Below are 15,034 nucleotides of genomic sequence, written 5' to 3'. Positions count from 1 at the left end.
GCGGCGGATCAGAGGTTCGGGAACCAGATGCCGATCTCGCGCTCGGCGGACTCCGGGGAGTCGGAGCCGTGGACAACGTTCTCGGCAACGGCCGTGGCGAAGTCGCCACGGATGGAGCCGGGGGTGGCCTTGGCGACCGGGTCGGTGCCGCCGGCCAGCTGACGCCAGGCGTCGATGGCGCGCTCGCCCTCGACGATGCCCGCGATCATCGGGGCGGAGGTGACGAAGTCGACCAGCTCGCCGAAGAACGGCTTGTCGGCGTGCTCGGCGTAGTGCTTCTCTGCGGTTTCGCGGTCGGCGACACGCAGGTCCAGGGCGGAGAGGGTGAGGCCCTTGCGCTCGATACGGGCGATGATCTCGCCGACGAGGCCGCGGGCGACACCGTCCGGCTTGATGAGGATGAGAGTGCGTTCAGTCATGGGCATCAGCCTACCGAACACAGGTGAACACAAGTTAAAGCGGTAAGCCCAGGCGTCGCCGGCGGGTGCGCAGCACCTGGTTGACCACCGTGACGACCACCAGGAAACCAGTGAGCGGCACGATCGCGCTCAGGCCGGCGTGGAAGAAACTCAACGCGCCAATGATCGCCCCGGCCGACAGGCACAACGCCATGAGCAGCGGGTACACCCACGCCGAGATGCGTCCGCCGAAGAAGGAGTCCACGAAACGTTGGCCGGCCTTCACCAATGTCCCGGTCACGTAGGTCAACGCGATGCTGACCTCACCGTCGCGTTCGAAGACGGAGTTCAGCGCCCCGATGCCCACGGACAACAGCATCACCGCCCCCACCTCGGCGTCGAGGGCCAACAGCGCGCAGGACGCCAGGAAGATCGTCGAGACGGTGGCGAGCACCGCCTCGCGCGAGCGGTAGCGTCCCCACCTGCGGGTGACCAGGCGGTGGACCAGGGCTCCGAGCATGACCCCGGCCATGAACAGCACGATGCAGCGTCCGGCCAGTCGCATGAGTTCGGCGTCGTCCTCCACGAACGAGACGGCCAGCCGGGTGCTGTTGCCGGACATGAACGACAGGAACACCCCACCGTAGAACATGAACCCGATGGAGTCGGCGTAGCCGGCGACGGCCGACAGGCACATGGCGAGGACCCGTTCCCCGGGTCGATATGTATTCATCAATAGGTCATGCTACTCGGGTGCTCAGGCGTGCCGGAGCAAACGATTCCCTGATAGATTTGGCACGGGAAGAACATGGGAACGAGATGACATCAACGAGATGACATTGGTGACAAGGAGAGATAATGACTGAACTTACGGACAAGAAAGGGAACGCCGTCACCGTCCGTTTAAGGTCGAAGGGCAATGCCTACGGGCTCTACCTCGCCGACGGCACCCGCGCCGGCGCAGCCTACTTCGTGGACCGGGATGCCGAGCACGGTGCTCCGGACGGAACGGAGCGGATCTTCCACCACACCATCGTCTCCGACGAGTACGCCGGCCGCGGGCTGGGGAGCGTGCTGGTCCGCGAGGCACTGGCGGACACCCAGAAGCAGGATCTCACCGTGGTGCCGTCCTGCCAGTTCGTGGCCTCCTGGATCGAGCGCAATGGGTACGATGGCCCGCTCGACTCCCCCACCGCGGAGATCGACGAGTACGTCCTGGAGCACGCCGGCGAGGTGTGACCCGCCGAGTCGCGGAGGACCGAATCAGTCGCGGTCCTCGGCGACGTAGTAGTGCTGGGCGGGCAGCAAGCCCTTATCCATGCGGCTCTTCACGTTCGCCCGCAGGTGGTAGGTGTACCACCAGGCGAGGATGAACAGGATCGCCACGAAAAGCATCGTGGGGTGCACGATCGCCCCGATCAGGGCGAAGACCTGCAGGGTGATGTTCATCTTGTCCGCCCAGGGGCGGAACTGCAGGAAGGACGCCACGACCATCGCCAGGCCGAGCACGGCGACGTAGGTCATGTTGAACACGGTGGCGTGCGCCCCCTCGTCGACCACGCCGACCACGGCGAGGACGAGCAGCACGGTGATGGCCTCCATCAGCATGATGCCGGCCATCATCCCCTTCAGACCCTTGAACGGGTCGACCGGCATCTCGTGTGCGGGCCCCAGGGGGGTGGTGTTCTCACTCACTGCATCCTCATCTCGCCGGTGCCGGTATGGCTCTTCTTCGACCACTTTGCCGTAGCCGGGGTCCAGGAGTCCAACGCGTTCGCCAGCCCGCAAGGGTCGGTGAGGTGGATCAGGTTATCGCGGTGTTCGGCGGAGAAGAACCCGCGCTCCACCATCTGGTCGACCATCTCGAGCAGCGGGGCCCAGTAGCCGTCCACATCGATCAAGGCGACGGGCTTGTGGTGGACGCCCAACACCTGGCCGGTCCACACCTCGAAGAACTCCTCAAGCGTGCCGATGCCACCGGGCAGGGTGACCATGGCGTCGGCGGTAGACGCCATGCGTTCCTTGCGCTCGTTCATGGTGTCCACGATCTCCAGGCTGGTCAGCCCGGTGTGGCCGGTCTCACCGTCGTAGAGGTGGCGGGTGATGACACCGTGGACCTCCATGCCGGCGGCCAGCGCGGTATCGGCGGCCACACCCATCAGACCAACCGATCCCCCGCCGTAGACCAGGGAGTGCCCGGCCTCGGCGAGGTGACGAACGACGGCAACGGTGGCCTCACGGTAAGCAGGGCTATCGCCGGTAGCCGAGCCGAGATACAGCGCCACGCGTTTCGGGGCGACGAGGGTATCGGTCGCGGCTCCTGTCATGGTGCCGGTCATGCCGGGTCCTTGCCGAACAGGGTGCGGGCCTCACCGGCGGTGACAACGGAGCCGGTGACCAGCACGCCGGCCCCGGAGACCTGGCTGTCGCCGAAGCCGCCATCGTCCTCGGCGAGCTGGACGGCGAGTTCGACGGCACCGGGCAGGTTCACCGCCACGTGCACGCGCTCCTCACCGAAGGCATCGCGAGCGTACTCGGCGAGGTCCTCAACGTCCACGGCACGCGGGGAGGTGTTCTGGGTGACGACGATCTCGTCGAGCACGGGCTCTAGCGCAGCCAGGATGCCGCGGGCGTCCTTGTCGCCGAGCACCGAGACCACACCGACGAGACGTCGGAAAGAGAAGTCACGGTCCACGGCCTGCGCCAGTGCCTTGGCACCGTGCGGATTGTGGGTGGCGTCGATGAACACATTGGGCGTCGAGCGCACGCGCTCCAGGCGCCCCGGCGAACTGACCTGGGCGAAACCAGCCCGGACGGTGTCCTCGTCGAGCATGCGTCCGGCACCCGCTCCGAAGAACGCCTCGACCGCGGCCAACGCGGTAGCGGCATTGCGTGCCTGGTGGGCACCGGACAGCGGCAGGAAGATGTCGGTGTAGACCCCGCCAAGCCCCTTGAGCGACAGGTTCTGTCCGCCGACGGCCACGGCGGACTCCACCACGGCGAACTCCTCGCCCGCACGCGCGACCGAAGAATCGGCCTCGACGGCCTGGCGCAGCAGCACCTCGAGGGCCTCGGGCTCCTGTTCGGCGATGACGGCGACGTTGTCCGGCGGGGTGAGCAGGTCGTCGGCATCCCAGCGCTGCTTGATGATGCCGGCCTTCTCCCCGGCGATCTCAGCGAGAGTGTCACCGAGGTAGTCGGTGTGGTCGAGGCCGATCGGGGTGACCACGGCGACGTCGGCATCGATGACGTTGGTGGCGTCCCAGCGTCCGCCGAGGCCGACCTCGACGACGGCGACGTCCACTGGGGCGTCGGCGAAGGCGGCGTAGGCCATGGCCACAAGGATCTCGAACTTGCTCATCCGCGGGCCACCCTCGGCCTCGGACTCGCGGTCGACCATCTCCACGAAGGGCTGAATCTCACGCCAGGTGGCCACATAGTCCGCCGGGTGCAGCGGGGTGCCGTCGATGGCGATGCGCTCGGTGGCCAGCTGCAGGTGCGGGCTGGTGGTCCGCCCGGTGCGCCGGTGGAAGGCGCGCAGCAGCGACTCGACCATCCGGGTCACCGAGGTCTTGCCATTGGTACCGGCGACGTGAATGGCCTGGTAGTTACGCTGCGGGCTGCCGAGCAGGTCCATCAGCCGGCGGACGCGGTCGAGGGTGGGGTCGATCTTGGTCTCGGGCCACCGCTCGTTGAGCTCGGCCTCGACCTCGGCGAGAGCGGCGAGGTCGCCAGCGGTCACCGGGCGGGCCAGCTTCGCGGCGTCGTCGTCGGTGTTCGCGGGTTCGGACAGGTCGATCGGCAGGTCAAGGCCGGTGGCGTTGAGCTGGGCCTCGCCGAAATCGTTGTTTCCGGTGTCGGTTGTCTCGATGTCGTCGTGCTTGTCAGTCACTGTTGCCGGGTCACTTCCCTGCCAGGTCGGTCAGCCGGGCGTTGATGCGCTCGACCTCGTCGGCGGCAATGCCGCGACGCTCTCGGATTTCGGCGACGACCTTCTCCGGCGCCTTGGCCAGGAAGTTGTCGTTGCCGAGCTTCTTGTCTGCGCGCTCGAGTTCCTTGTTCGCCTCGGCGAGGTCCTTCTCCAGACGCTTGCGCTCGGCGGCGACGTCCACGGTGCCGGACGTGTCGAGCTCCACAGTGATCGTCGCGCCCGACAGGCGCAGCTCCACCGATGCCGTCGGCGTGAAGTCCTCGGCCGGGGCGGTGAGTCGGACGATGGACCGCACGGCGTCCTCCAACCCGGCGAGGTCGGCGGCCGCGGCGTCGAAACGTCCCGGCACCTTCTGGGTGGGCTTGACACCCTGGTCGGCGCGGAAGCGGCGGACCTCGGTGACGAGCTTCTCCACGTCGTCCAGACGACGCACGGCGTCCGTGTCGGCGGCTGCTCCCCCATTGGTGTTGGCGGCGGTGGGCCAGTCGGTGACCACGAGGCTGTCGGCGTAGCCGTCGACGCCGTCGGTGAGCACGGTCCAGAGGGTCTCGGTGACGAAGGGCATCGAGGGGTGCAGCAGGCGGAAGACGGTGTCGAGCACCCGGCCGAGCACCAGCTGGGTGTTCTCGCCACGGGTGCGCTCGGCCTCGGTGGCGGCGTCCCAGTCGCGCGGGACCTGCACCTTGGCGATCTCCAGGTACCAGTCGCAGAACTCGCCCCAGGTGAAGCGGTAAAGCGCCTCGTTGGCCACGGCGAACTCGTAGCGGTCCAGGTGGGTGTCGACGAGCACGCGCAGTTCCTCGAGCTTGTCGAGGATCCAACGGTCCGGATCGGTGAGCTGCTCGCGAGACGGGAAGGCGTCCTGCTCGGCGACCGGCAGGACCCGCGCACCGTTCATCAGGGCGAACTTCGTGGCATTGAACAGCTTCGTGGCGAAGTTGCGCGAGGACTGCGCGGAGTCCTCACCGATCGGCAGGTCGGTGCCGGGGTTGGCACCGCGGGCCAGGGTGAAGCGCAGTGCGTCCGCACCGTAGTCGCGCACCCAGTCCATCGGGTCGATGCCATTGCCCAAGGACTTGGACATCTTGCGGCCGTGCTCGTCGCGGACCAGACCGTGCAGGAAGACGTCGGTGAAGGGCACCTGGGGCCGTCCTGCGCGCTGGTCAGCGGTGGTGCCGGGTTCACCGGCATCGAGGACGGAGCCCTCGATGGTGTCGGCGAAGGTGGCGAACATCATCATGCGCGCGACCCAGAAGAACAGGATGTCGTAGCCGGTGACCAGCACGGACGTCGGGTAGAACTTCGCCAGCTCGTTGGTGGCATCCGGCCAGCCCATCGTGGAGAACGGCCACAGCGCGGAGCTGAACCACGTGTCCAGCACGTCCTCCTCGCGGTGCCAGCCCTCGCCGGTAGGGGCCTCATCATTCGGGCCGCAGCACACGATCTCGCCGTCGGGTCCGTACCAGATCGGGATGCGGTGGCCCCACCACAGCTGCCGGGAGATGCACCAGTCGTGCATGTCGTCGACCCAGTCGAACCAGCGCGGCTCCTGGGAGGCGGGGTGGATGACCGTGTCGCCTTCGCGGACGGCGTCGCCGGACATCTTCGCCAGCTCCTCGACCTTCACCCACCACTGCTCGGACAGGCGCGGCTCGATGGCCTCCTTCGAGCGCTCCGAGTGTCCCACGGAGTGCACGTAGGGGCTGATGCGCTTGACCACGCGCCCCTGCTCCTCCAGCGCCAGGCGGATCTGCTCGCGCGCCTCGAAGCGGTCCATCCCGTCGAAGCGGGTGCCGGTGTTGGCGATGTGGCCGGTCTGGTCGATGACCTCGGGCATATCGAGATCGTGGCGGCGGCCCATCTCAAAGTCGTTCGGGTCGTGCGCCGGGGTGATCTTCACCGCGCCGGTACCGAACTCGGGGTCGACGTAGTCATCGGCGATGACGACCATGCTCTGGCCCTCGATGAACGGGTGCGGCAGATGTGACCCGACGAGGTCGCGGTAGCGCTCGTCGTCCGGGTGGACGGCCACGGCGACGTCGCCGAGCATCGTTTCCACACGGGTGGTCGCGACGTCCACGTGCGGGCCCTTGCCCGAGGCATCGCCGTAACGCAGGGTGACCAGCTCACCCTCGTCGTCGGAGTAGACGACCTCGATGTCGGAGATGGCGGTGCGCAGCACCGGCGACCAGTTGACCATGCGCTTGGCGCGGTAGATCAGGCCACGGTCGAAGAGCTCCTTGAAGATGGTCTGCACGGCACGCGACAGCCCGTCGTCCAGGGTGAAGCGCTCGCGCTGCCAGTCGACGGAATCGCCAATCGCGCGCATCTGCGACTGGATGACACCGCCGTACTGCTCCTTCCACTCCCAGACCTTGTCCACGAACTCCTCACGGCCGTAGTCGAAGCGGTCCTTGCCCTCGGTCTCCTTGAGCATGCCCTCGACCTTGGTCTGCGTGGCGATGCCGGCGTGGTCGGAGCCGGGCAGCCAGAGGACCTCGTAGCCCTGCATACGCTTACGCCGGGCCATGGCGTCCATGAGGGTGTGGTCCAGGGCGTGTCCCATGTGCAGCTGGCCGGTGACGTTCGGCGGCGGCAGCACGATGGAGAACGGCGGGCGGTCGCTGGTGGCGTCAGCATGGAAGTAACCCGAGTCGACCCACCCCTGGTAGAGGTCGTTTTCGACGTCTGCGGGGGTCCACTGCTTCGGGAGCCGGTCGGCCCGGGAGGAGGTGTCGGGGTTGCTGCTGGCTGCGCTGGAGCTGGTCTGATCAGTCACGGTAGGACAGTCTAGTGCAGTGCCCGGACATGAACGTGACCGGATGGTGGGCGTCTGCTCCCGCCCCCTCATCGCAGTTCAGGAATCAGGTGGGACGTCCCCCAGGGTGACATCGACGTCGTGGAATTCATCCCAATAGCTATCGTCTGCGGTGGCGAATGCGCGACCGAAGGCCTTCATCCTGTTCACCCTGTCGTTCCTGTCGAGGAGGTCTTTCAGGAAAACGGGCGTTGTGACACCCTGCTCGCGTGCACGCCTGGTGATTCTGTCGCGGAGCTCAACTGGAACTTTGATTGTCGCGGACATACATGGAGTATACGAGATCGCATACCTCTATATTCTGGTGCAACTCCCCGAGGCAGCAGGCCCCGATACCTCACCGCACGCGCCGAAAGGACGCCAAAAGGACGCAGCCTACGGGGATTGGTGTCCCGGGGGCCACGTCCTGTGGCGGATTGCGTCTCGGCCGAGGGCTGCCTACGCGCCGTCCCAGCTGGTGGGCTTGTCGTCCAGCGGGATTTCGAGGGTCATCAGGAACCGGGCGGTCATCATGTAGTGACCGACTAGCAGCGTGATGATGGCGGCGGACTGCTCGTCCAGAGCCTCGACCACGGCCTCGAACGTCGGGCCAGCCTTGGGGTTGGCAACTAGGTCGTCGGTGAGTGCCATCGCCTTTTGCTTGGCGTCGCTCAGGGAGCTGAAGTCACCGGACTGGATCGCGGAGATCTCGTCCTCGGTAACCCCCACGGAGCGGGCCTTGTCGGCGTGCTGCATCCACTCGTAGTCGCTGTGCGAGATCACGCCGACGCGCAGGGTGACCATCTCACGGATCTGCGGGTCCAGCGGCGAGTCGGGGAAAGCCGCGCCGTATCCCAGGTAGGCGTCCGTGATCCCGGTGGTGGTGCGCATCAGACCGGCGACGAGGTTCGAGGGGAACTTGTCGTAGACCTTCTTATCCTCCTCGCTGGCGGTGGACGGGTCGAACAGAGGAATTCGTGACATGAGGTGACCTTTCCGATCTAGTGGTTGTCGAAGCCGGTGTCTGCGGCGAAGGTACGTGCGGCCTTCACTGCGTCGGCAAGCTTCATGTTCATCGGGGCGCCGTGGCCCGGCAGGATGATGTCGGCGTCGACGCCCTCCAGCAGATCCAGGGCTTCGAGAGCCTCGGAGCGGGAGTGATTGAAGAACCACGGGCACGGCTGGGGACCCTGCTTGGTCGAGCAGGCGTGGCCGGTGACCAGGGCGTCGCCGGTGGCGATCACACCAACGGAGGGCACCAGGAACGCGCTGTGACCGGAGGTGTGCCCGTGGGTGGCCACCGGGACCGGACGTCCGGGGATGTCCATGGGCCCCTCGCCGACAGGCTGCACGTCGGTGATGGTGATCTCGTCCTCGGCACCGACCTTCTGCACCCGCTCCCACCACTCCATGGTCTGGGGCATCGGGCCCTGCTCGACCTCGTCGGTGCCGGCCTGCTCCAGGTACTCGCGCGCGGCGTGGTGGACCTCGATCGGATCGGAGTACACCGGGGTACCGAAGCGGCGATGGAAGGAGTCCACCGCGCCGAGGTGGTCGATGTGGGCGTGGGTCAGCAGGATGGCGCGGACGTCCTCGGGCTTGTGCCCGATCGACCGGATGGCCTCCTCGACGGCCTCGACGTCGCCGGGCCAGCCGCCGTCGATCATGGTGAGTTCATCGCCCTCGCGCAGGAGTCCGATGTTGACGTCAGTTCCTTCAATACAGAAGACGTCCTTAGCGATTTCAGTCATTTTGGAACCTCTCTCTTGCGGTACGGAAAGACAGGTACATCCCCGCCGGGAAGTGACCCGCACTCCGGAAATGAATGTGGTTCAGGTGCCATGGGCACCGTCGCGCAATGCTGGAAAAGCTGCAGCACTAAGGTGCTCCTCAGTGCCATTGCCGATTCTAACGAGAAACTGAGCGCAGCGTGGCCTGCATATTTATGGTGCTACATTTACAAAATGCGGAGTTATGACATAAACACCCCTGTTATAGCCCAGCGCCCCCTTAAAGCGATGCGATGAGCGGATCACCAAGACCCCGCCAGGATCCCGCTCAAATGCCCTCTCCGCCGCGCAGACCGGCCCCGATAGAACCACAAGGGGCACTGGCCCGCCTAGCCGGAAGCCGTGCCACGATGACAGTCTACAAAAGATGAAACAGTAACTATTATGATATACAGTCCCCTTATGACTGATTTCAAGAAGTGGAGGCTCGCGCTCATCGCTGGTCTCTCCGTTCCCGCACTCGCCCTCACCGCCTGCTCTTCTGACGACGATGCCAGCGCCGACTCCGGCGCCGACTCGGACGCATCGACCGCCACCGGCGACGAGGCGTCCGGCGACGACTCGGAGTTCGACGTCGACCTGTCCGGCGCTCCGGCCGGCTTCGAACTCACGCCCCTGGAGACCCGCCTCGGCCTCGGCGAGACCGCTCAGGTCCTCACCCAGAACAGCATGGGCAACCTGCAGTTCTGGGATGTCACGGTCAGCGAACTCAAAGACCTGCCCGCCGACACCTTCGAGCTCGAGGACGAGACCGACGTCGACCACTTCGTGTGCGTCAACTACGAGATGACCCTGCTCGGCAACGCCGACGACCCGGACTTCACCGTGGACGACGACACCCACCGTCCGACCTTCGCGGACGGCGAGCCGATGAACCTCACCGAACGTCCCGACCTCATGCCCCTGGGCGAGGACGACGCCGAACCGAACTCCATCTACAACGGCGACGCCGAGGACTGCGGCATCGACCGCGAAGAGATGCTCGGTTCCCAGCTCGACGAGGTCGAGGTAGGCAAGGCCTACAAGGACGCCGACGTGAGCTTCGTCAGCAACGGATCGGGCGACGATGCCGGCATCGAGCCCATCGGCGGAAAGATCTTCTACCCGTACGCACTGCGCGACCGCGGATTCGACGGCACCATCTACTGGGAGCGCTAACACTCCCGACCTGGTCACCGGGGGACGGATGACACTCCCCCGGCACCGCGCGTACAACGGGGACATGAGCAATTTCAGTGTGAACAACCCGTCCACCGGCCAGACCGAAGACACGTTCACGAGGATTGAGGACGCCGACCGCGACGCCATCCTCGACCGCTCGACCGCCGCCTACCGGCAGTGGCGGACCACCACCATCGACGAGCGTGCCGCCGTGTTGAACCGCGCCGCCGACCTCTACGAAGAGAAGAAGGACGAACTCGCGTCCTACATCGGACGCGAAATGGGCAAGCTCGACGGCTGGGCGAAGGCCGAACTCGACATCGTCATCGACATCTACCGCTACTACGCCGAGCATGCCCACGAGCTGCTCGCCAACAAGCAGCTGCCCGCCCAGGGTGCGCGCCACACCTACGTGCGCAAGGATCCGATCGGCCCGTTGCTCGGCATCATGCCGTGGAACTTCCCGTACTACCAGGTCGCCCGCTGGGCGGCGCCGAACCTCCTGCTCGGCAATTCGCTGGTGCTCAAGCACGCGTCGATCTGCCCGCTGTCCTCGCAGGCCTGCCAGGACATCCTGGAGGACGCCGGCCTGCCGCAAGACGTCTTCCAGAACGTCTACGCCTCCGGATCGCAGATGGACGCCTTCGTCGCCGATCCGCGCATCGCCGCGGTCTCCCTCACCGGTTCCGAGGGAGCCGGTGCGGCTGTCGCCAAGACCGCCGGCGAGAACTACAAGAAGTCCCTGCTCGAACTCGGCGGCAATGACCCCTTCATCATCCTCGACGACGAGAACCTCGAGACCGTCCTCGACCAGTACGTGGGCATCCGCATGTACAACACCGGCCAGGCCTGCAACGCCCCGAAGCGCCTCATCGTGATGGACGGCTTCTACGACCGCGTGGTCGAGGGTCTGGAGAAGCGCATCGGTGCCCTGACCGTCGGCGCGTGGGACGACTCCGACGCCGACGTCGGACCGCTGTCCTCCATCGACGCCCGTGACGAGATCGTCCAGCGCCTCGCCGACGCGAAGGCCAACGGGGACGCCACCGTGCGCGTCGGTGGCGGCGCCATCGACCGTCCGGGCGCGTTCATGGAGCCCACGCTGCTCACCGACGTCGACCCGAGCGCGGACGTGGGCTGCAATGAGGTCTTCGGCCCCGTCGCCATCGTCTACAATGCCGCCGACGTGGACGAAGCCGTGGAGATCGCCAACAACTCCGATTACGGGCTCTCCGGCTCGGTATGGGGTTCCGACCTGGCCCTCGCCGAGAACGCCGCCGCCCGCCTGGAGGTCGGCATGTCCTTCGTCAACGAGGCCTCCGTCACCGCCGCGGGCCTGCCCTTCGGTGGTGTGGGACGCTCCGGCTACGGCCGCGAGCTCGCCGAGTGGGGCGTCGGCGAATTCGTCAACGAGCACCTCGTGCGCGTCTCGCCGCTGACGTAGGACGCCCGGCCTGGACGTCACCGGTTTCGATTCGCGCTGCTCTCTGTCCCGTTGAATGGCGTGTTGAAGACCGGCAGCAAGATGTCACGGGAACTGTATTCTCCGGGCCGGACCTTGCTGAAGTGTTCGCCCGGGTTCCACCGCTCAAACTGTCTGCGGCGGGCGGCCCACAACAACTCGGAGACGACGTACTGGCCCAGCACCCCAGCAACGGAGAGCGCGAAAGCGGTGATTGCCGCTGCCAGCAGGGCCTCGGTGGCCCCGTCGACGGTGAACAACGTTCCGAGCAAGCCCTGGTAGACCAGCATGCCGGGGAACAACGGCAGCAAAGACACCATCATGATCGCATTCGACGACAGGTACAGCGGCCTGGCGACCAGCACGCACACCGAACCGGCGACGGCCGCGGTGAGCGCCACTCCCAGGTAGGAGTCCGCCCCGAGCACGCCGACACCCAGATTCAACAGTTGTACCGCCGCCCCGAGGCAGGTGAGGCACAAAAGCCGTAGTGCCCACGCGCCGCTCGATAAGGCGAAACCACCGGAAACCATCGCGGCGCCCAGGACCGCCACACCCCAGTGCGTGGTGTCAGGTTCCACCGAGGCAATCAAGTCCTGCGAGGGAGACCAGAAAGTCGTGACCGTCCGGATACCCACCGCGACACCCGCCACCAGCCCCGCCGTGTTCGTCCCCACCTCGAGCAGCCGTCCCGCGGCCGAAAGGTACCAGCCAGTGATCGCGTCCTGGACCGCCGAGTAGGACGCTATCCCCGCAAGCCGGGCGGCGATCGCCGCGACGATACAGATCGCGGTCTCATCCTGTCCCAACGCGGAGTTGATTCCGGCGGAGGCACAGACCGCCACGAACCCACCGGCTGCCTGACCGTAGATCCCGGGTACACCGAACCGTCCGAACCAGTGGAAGATGAGGGAGATCATCACCGAGGTCACAGCCCCGCCCACCGCAGTGGGAGGGCCTCCGCCGAGCACCAGGGCGAAACCTGCCCCCAGGATGGCGTAGCCCAGCACCACTGCCCACCAGTCCAGGGAGCCCTCGCGCCCGGGGTCGGATGCCGGTCCTCCCCCTGATTTCTCCTCGAGTGCGGCCAGCGCGTCCTCCACGGCGAGGTCCTCGACCAGGATCCGCTCCACGACTTCCTCGGCACGGACGCGGCGACGGATGTCGAGGGCGCCCGGCTGCACCTCGTGTATCCGGGTCCGTGGCTGGTCATCATCGACCATGTGGTCACTGACGATGAGCTGGCCCAGAGTCACGCTGACGGTGACCCCGGACAGACCCGCCTTCTGGGCGACGGACAGCAGCGCCTTCGTGGTCGTGGCGGAACTGGCACCACTGCGGATCAGGGAGTCTCCGAGGGTGAAGACGAGCCGGTGGGCCCCGTGGGTCGAATCAGACATCCGGCCACCCTACGCGCTGTCCTAGAGGAAACCACCGGGCGCAGTTCCGTCCTCCCTCCCCCAACGCATATGATTTATCCGGTAATTACCGACGCGGGCCCCGCCGCCGGGCCCGCGACCGACGTTTCCCGGAAAGCCGCCACATGAGCTCCAGCACCCGTGCCGACGCGACCTCAGCGTCCACCCGCCATCCTGTCGACCAGGTACCGCCCAAGGGCAAACTCGCGATCCTGTCCACCCAGCACGTGCTGGCGTTTTACGCCGGTGCCGTGGTCGTGCCGCTGCTCATCGCCAGCGGCCTGGGGCTGGACGCCGAGACCACCATCCACCTCATCAACGCCGACCTGTTCACCTGTGGCATCGCCACGTTGATCCAGTCGGTGGGATTCTGGAAGGTCGGCGTACGCCTGCCGATCATCCAGGGTGTGACCACCACGGCCATCTCCCCGATCATCGCCATCGGGCTGGCCACCACCGGCGGTGAGGGCGGCACGGAGGCACTGCCGGCGATCTACGGGTCGATCATCGTCGCCGGGCTCTTCACCTTCTTCGCTGCCCCGTACTTCGCGAAGTTCATCCGGTTCTTCCCGCCGGTGGTCATCGGCACGGTGCTGACGACGATGGGCATCACCCTGCTGGGTGTCGCCGCCAACGACATCACCAACTTCGCCGAGGGCACCCCGGATGCCAGCGACATGGCCTACGCCGGGCTGACCCTGGCGGTCATCCTGCTGGCCCAGCGTTTCTTCAAGGGCTTCCTGGGCACCCTGTCCATCCTCATGGGCCTGGTGGTGGGCACCGTCGTGGCCGTGTCCCTGGGCGACGCGGGCTTCACCGACGTCGGTTCGTCCGACTGGGTCGGATTCACGACGCCCTTCTACTTCGGAGCCCCGGAGTTCGTCCTCACCGGCATCATCTCGATGTGCATCGTCATGCTGATCACCATGGTGGAGACCACCGGCGATGTCTTCGCCGCCGGCGAGATCGTGGGCAAGCGCATCAAGAAGGAGCACATCTCCGCCGCGCTGCGTGCCGACGGCCTGTCCACCACCCTCGGCGGTGTGCTGAACTCCTTCCCCTACACCTGCTTCGCGCAGAACGTGGGCCTGGTGCGTATGACGCGCGTGCGCTCACGCTGGGTCGTCGCCGGAGCCGGAGTGATCATGATCGTCATCGGCCTGATCCCCAAGGCCGGCGCGGTGGTCAACGCGATCCCCGGCCCCGTGCTCGGCGCGGCGAGCCTCGCCCTGTTCGCCAACGTGGCCCTGGTCGGCATCCAGACCCTGGGCAAGGTCGACCTGGCGGATAACCGCAACGCCGCGGTGATGACCATCTCCATCGGCTTGGGCATGCTTGTCGCCTTCAAGCCGGACATCGCCCAGCTGTTCCCCGACTGGGCGCAGGTCTTCTTCGCCTCGGGTGTGACCACCGGCTCCATCGCTGCGATCCTGCTCAACCTGCTGTTCTTCCACGTCGGACGGCGCTCCTCGCCGGACGTCACCCGCGACGCCGGCGGGCGAACGATCACCCTCGAGGACGTCAACGCCATGGACCGCGACGCCTTCGTGGAGACCTTCGCCCCGCTGTTCAACAACACGCTGTGGCCGTTGGAGAACGCCCACGCCGCGGCCCCCTTCAACACCGTCCAGGACCTGCGCGACGCGGTGCAGGAGGCGGTGCTCACCGCCGAGCGCGATGACCAGCGCGCCCTCATCCGCGACTACCCCTCCATGGCCGAGCTGCTACTCGACCCCGAGGCCTCGAAGCGGATCTCCGGCTTCGCCGGCTCGGTGGCGATGGAGGACCTTGACAACATGGACGACGTCGACCGCGAGCAGCTCGTGGAACTCTCCGAGAGCTACCGTGAGCGCTTCGGCATGCCCTTCGTCACCTGTCTGGGGCGCCTGGACTCGCGCACCCAGATCATCAGCGAGGGCATCCGCCGCCTGGAGAACTCCCCCGCCCAGGAGCATGTGCAGCTGCTCGGCGAGGTGGTGGAGATCGCCAACGACCGCTTCAACCACATGATCGCCGACGCCAACCCCGTCGCCGCGGCGTGGGAGAGCAAGTTCGACCACCTGGAGTAGCCGGGCGG

At 66.4% G+C, this 15,034-nt stretch carries 14 protein-coding genes; 4 read left to right on the top strand and 10 right to left on the bottom strand.

The genetic code is table 11. The features are described 5' to 3' along the window. Positions 1-8: 8 nt before the first annotated feature. Together ndk and ACT3SZ_RS07425 are read right to left on the bottom strand one after the other, a co-directional pair. A complete protein-coding gene (gene ndk / locus ACT3SZ_RS07430; protein WP_301441729.1) occupies positions 9-419 on the bottom strand; it encodes a nucleoside-diphosphate kinase in 411 nt (136 codons plus the stop codon). A 34-nt stretch (positions 420-453) separates the two neighbouring features. Next, a complete protein-coding gene (locus ACT3SZ_RS07425) occupies positions 454-1,131 on the bottom strand; it encodes a YoaK family protein (protein WP_444617894.1) in 678 nt (225 codons plus the stop codon). Positions 1,132-1,256: 125 nt separating this feature from the next. On the opposite strand from ACT3SZ_RS07425, the gene ACT3SZ_RS07420 reads away from it, so the two are divergent. Next, positions 1,257-1,637, top strand: coding sequence for a GNAT family N-acetyltransferase (locus ACT3SZ_RS07420; protein WP_444617892.1), 381 nt, complete (start codon positions 1,257-1,259; stop codon positions 1,635-1,637). A gap of 24 nt (positions 1,638-1,661) precedes the next feature. Here the strand turns inward: ACT3SZ_RS07420 and ACT3SZ_RS07415 are convergent, their stop codons facing one another. The 7 genes from ACT3SZ_RS07415 to ACT3SZ_RS07385 all read right to left on the bottom strand — a co-directional run bounded on the left by ACT3SZ_RS07415 (position 1,662) and on the right by ACT3SZ_RS07385 (position 8,877). Next, positions 1,662-2,093 (bottom strand): DUF4233 domain-containing protein, encoded by a 432-nt coding sequence (locus tag ACT3SZ_RS07415; protein ID WP_444617890.1) that lies wholly within the window; start codon positions 2,091-2,093, stop codon positions 1,662-1,664. Continuing rightward, complete coding sequence (locus ACT3SZ_RS07410; protein WP_444617888.1) at positions 2,090-2,737, bottom strand: LOG family protein; 648 nt, start codon at positions 2,735-2,737, stop codon at positions 2,090-2,092. The genes ACT3SZ_RS07415 and ACT3SZ_RS07410 overlap by 4 nt, the downstream gene beginning before the upstream one ends. Further along, positions 2,734-4,269: a bifunctional tetrahydrofolate synthase/dihydrofolate synthase gene (gene folC / locus ACT3SZ_RS07405; protein WP_444618065.1), complete on the bottom strand. Its 1,536-nt coding sequence runs from the start codon at positions 4,267-4,269 to the stop codon at positions 2,734-2,736. Before folC ends, ACT3SZ_RS07410 begins: the two co-directional genes overlap by 4 nt. Positions 4,270-4,300: 31 nt before the next feature. Further along, on the bottom strand, positions 4,301-7,180 hold the full coding sequence (locus tag ACT3SZ_RS07400; protein WP_444617886.1) for a valine--tRNA ligase: 2,880 nt from the start codon (positions 7,178-7,180) through the stop codon (positions 4,301-4,303). Positions 7,181-7,186: 6 nt separating this feature from the next. Continuing rightward, positions 7,187-7,414 carry a toxin-antitoxin system protein gene (locus ACT3SZ_RS07395; protein ID WP_444617884.1) on the bottom strand — a complete coding sequence of 76 codons (228 nt, stop codon included), beginning with the start codon at positions 7,412-7,414 and terminating at the stop codon, positions 7,187-7,189. 171 nt (positions 7,415-7,585) lie between these two features. Beyond that, the gene (locus ACT3SZ_RS07390) at positions 7,586-8,110 is read right to left on the bottom strand and encodes a carboxymuconolactone decarboxylase family protein (protein WP_444617882.1); all 525 of its coding nucleotides are present in this window, start codon (positions 8,108-8,110) and stop codon (positions 7,586-7,588) included. Between the two features lie 17 nt (positions 8,111-8,127). Further along, positions 8,128-8,877, bottom strand: a complete 750-nt coding sequence (locus tag ACT3SZ_RS07385; RefSeq protein WP_444617880.1) for an MBL fold metallo-hydrolase — start codon at positions 8,875-8,877, stop codon at positions 8,128-8,130. A 441-nt stretch (positions 8,878-9,318) separates the two neighbouring features. On the opposite strand from ACT3SZ_RS07385, the gene ACT3SZ_RS07380 reads away from it, so the two are divergent. Next, positions 9,319-10,074, top strand: a complete 756-nt coding sequence (locus ACT3SZ_RS07380; RefSeq protein WP_444617879.1) for a hypothetical protein — start codon at positions 9,319-9,321, stop codon at positions 10,072-10,074. A gap of 64 nt (positions 10,075-10,138) precedes the next feature. After that, positions 10,139-11,521 carry an NAD-dependent succinate-semialdehyde dehydrogenase gene (locus ACT3SZ_RS07375; RefSeq protein ID WP_444617877.1) on the top strand — a complete coding sequence of 461 codons (1,383 nt, stop codon included), beginning with the start codon at positions 10,139-10,141 and terminating at the stop codon, positions 11,519-11,521. Positions 11,522-11,538: 17 nt separating this feature from the next. Here the strand turns inward: ACT3SZ_RS07375 and ACT3SZ_RS07370 are convergent, their stop codons facing one another. Then, on the bottom strand, positions 11,539-12,939 hold the full coding sequence (locus ACT3SZ_RS07370; RefSeq protein WP_444617876.1) for a threonine/serine ThrE exporter family protein: 1,401 nt from the start codon (positions 12,937-12,939) through the stop codon (positions 11,539-11,541). Positions 12,940-13,082: 143 nt separating this feature from the next. Between ACT3SZ_RS07370 and ACT3SZ_RS07365 the strand changes: the two genes are divergently transcribed. Further along, positions 13,083-15,026 carry a solute carrier family 23 protein gene (locus ACT3SZ_RS07365; protein WP_444617874.1) on the top strand — a complete coding sequence of 648 codons (1,944 nt, stop codon included), beginning with the start codon at positions 13,083-13,085 and terminating at the stop codon, positions 15,024-15,026. Positions 15,027-15,034: the final 8 nt, after the last annotated feature.

Source organism: Corynebacterium sp. AOP40-9SA-29 (assembly GCF_052377405.1).
Taxonomy (GTDB): Bacteria; Actinomycetota; Actinomycetes; order Mycobacteriales; family Mycobacteriaceae; genus Corynebacterium.
Note: the sequence above shows the minus strand (reverse complement) of the source record. Positions and strands in the feature narration are given on the sequence as shown.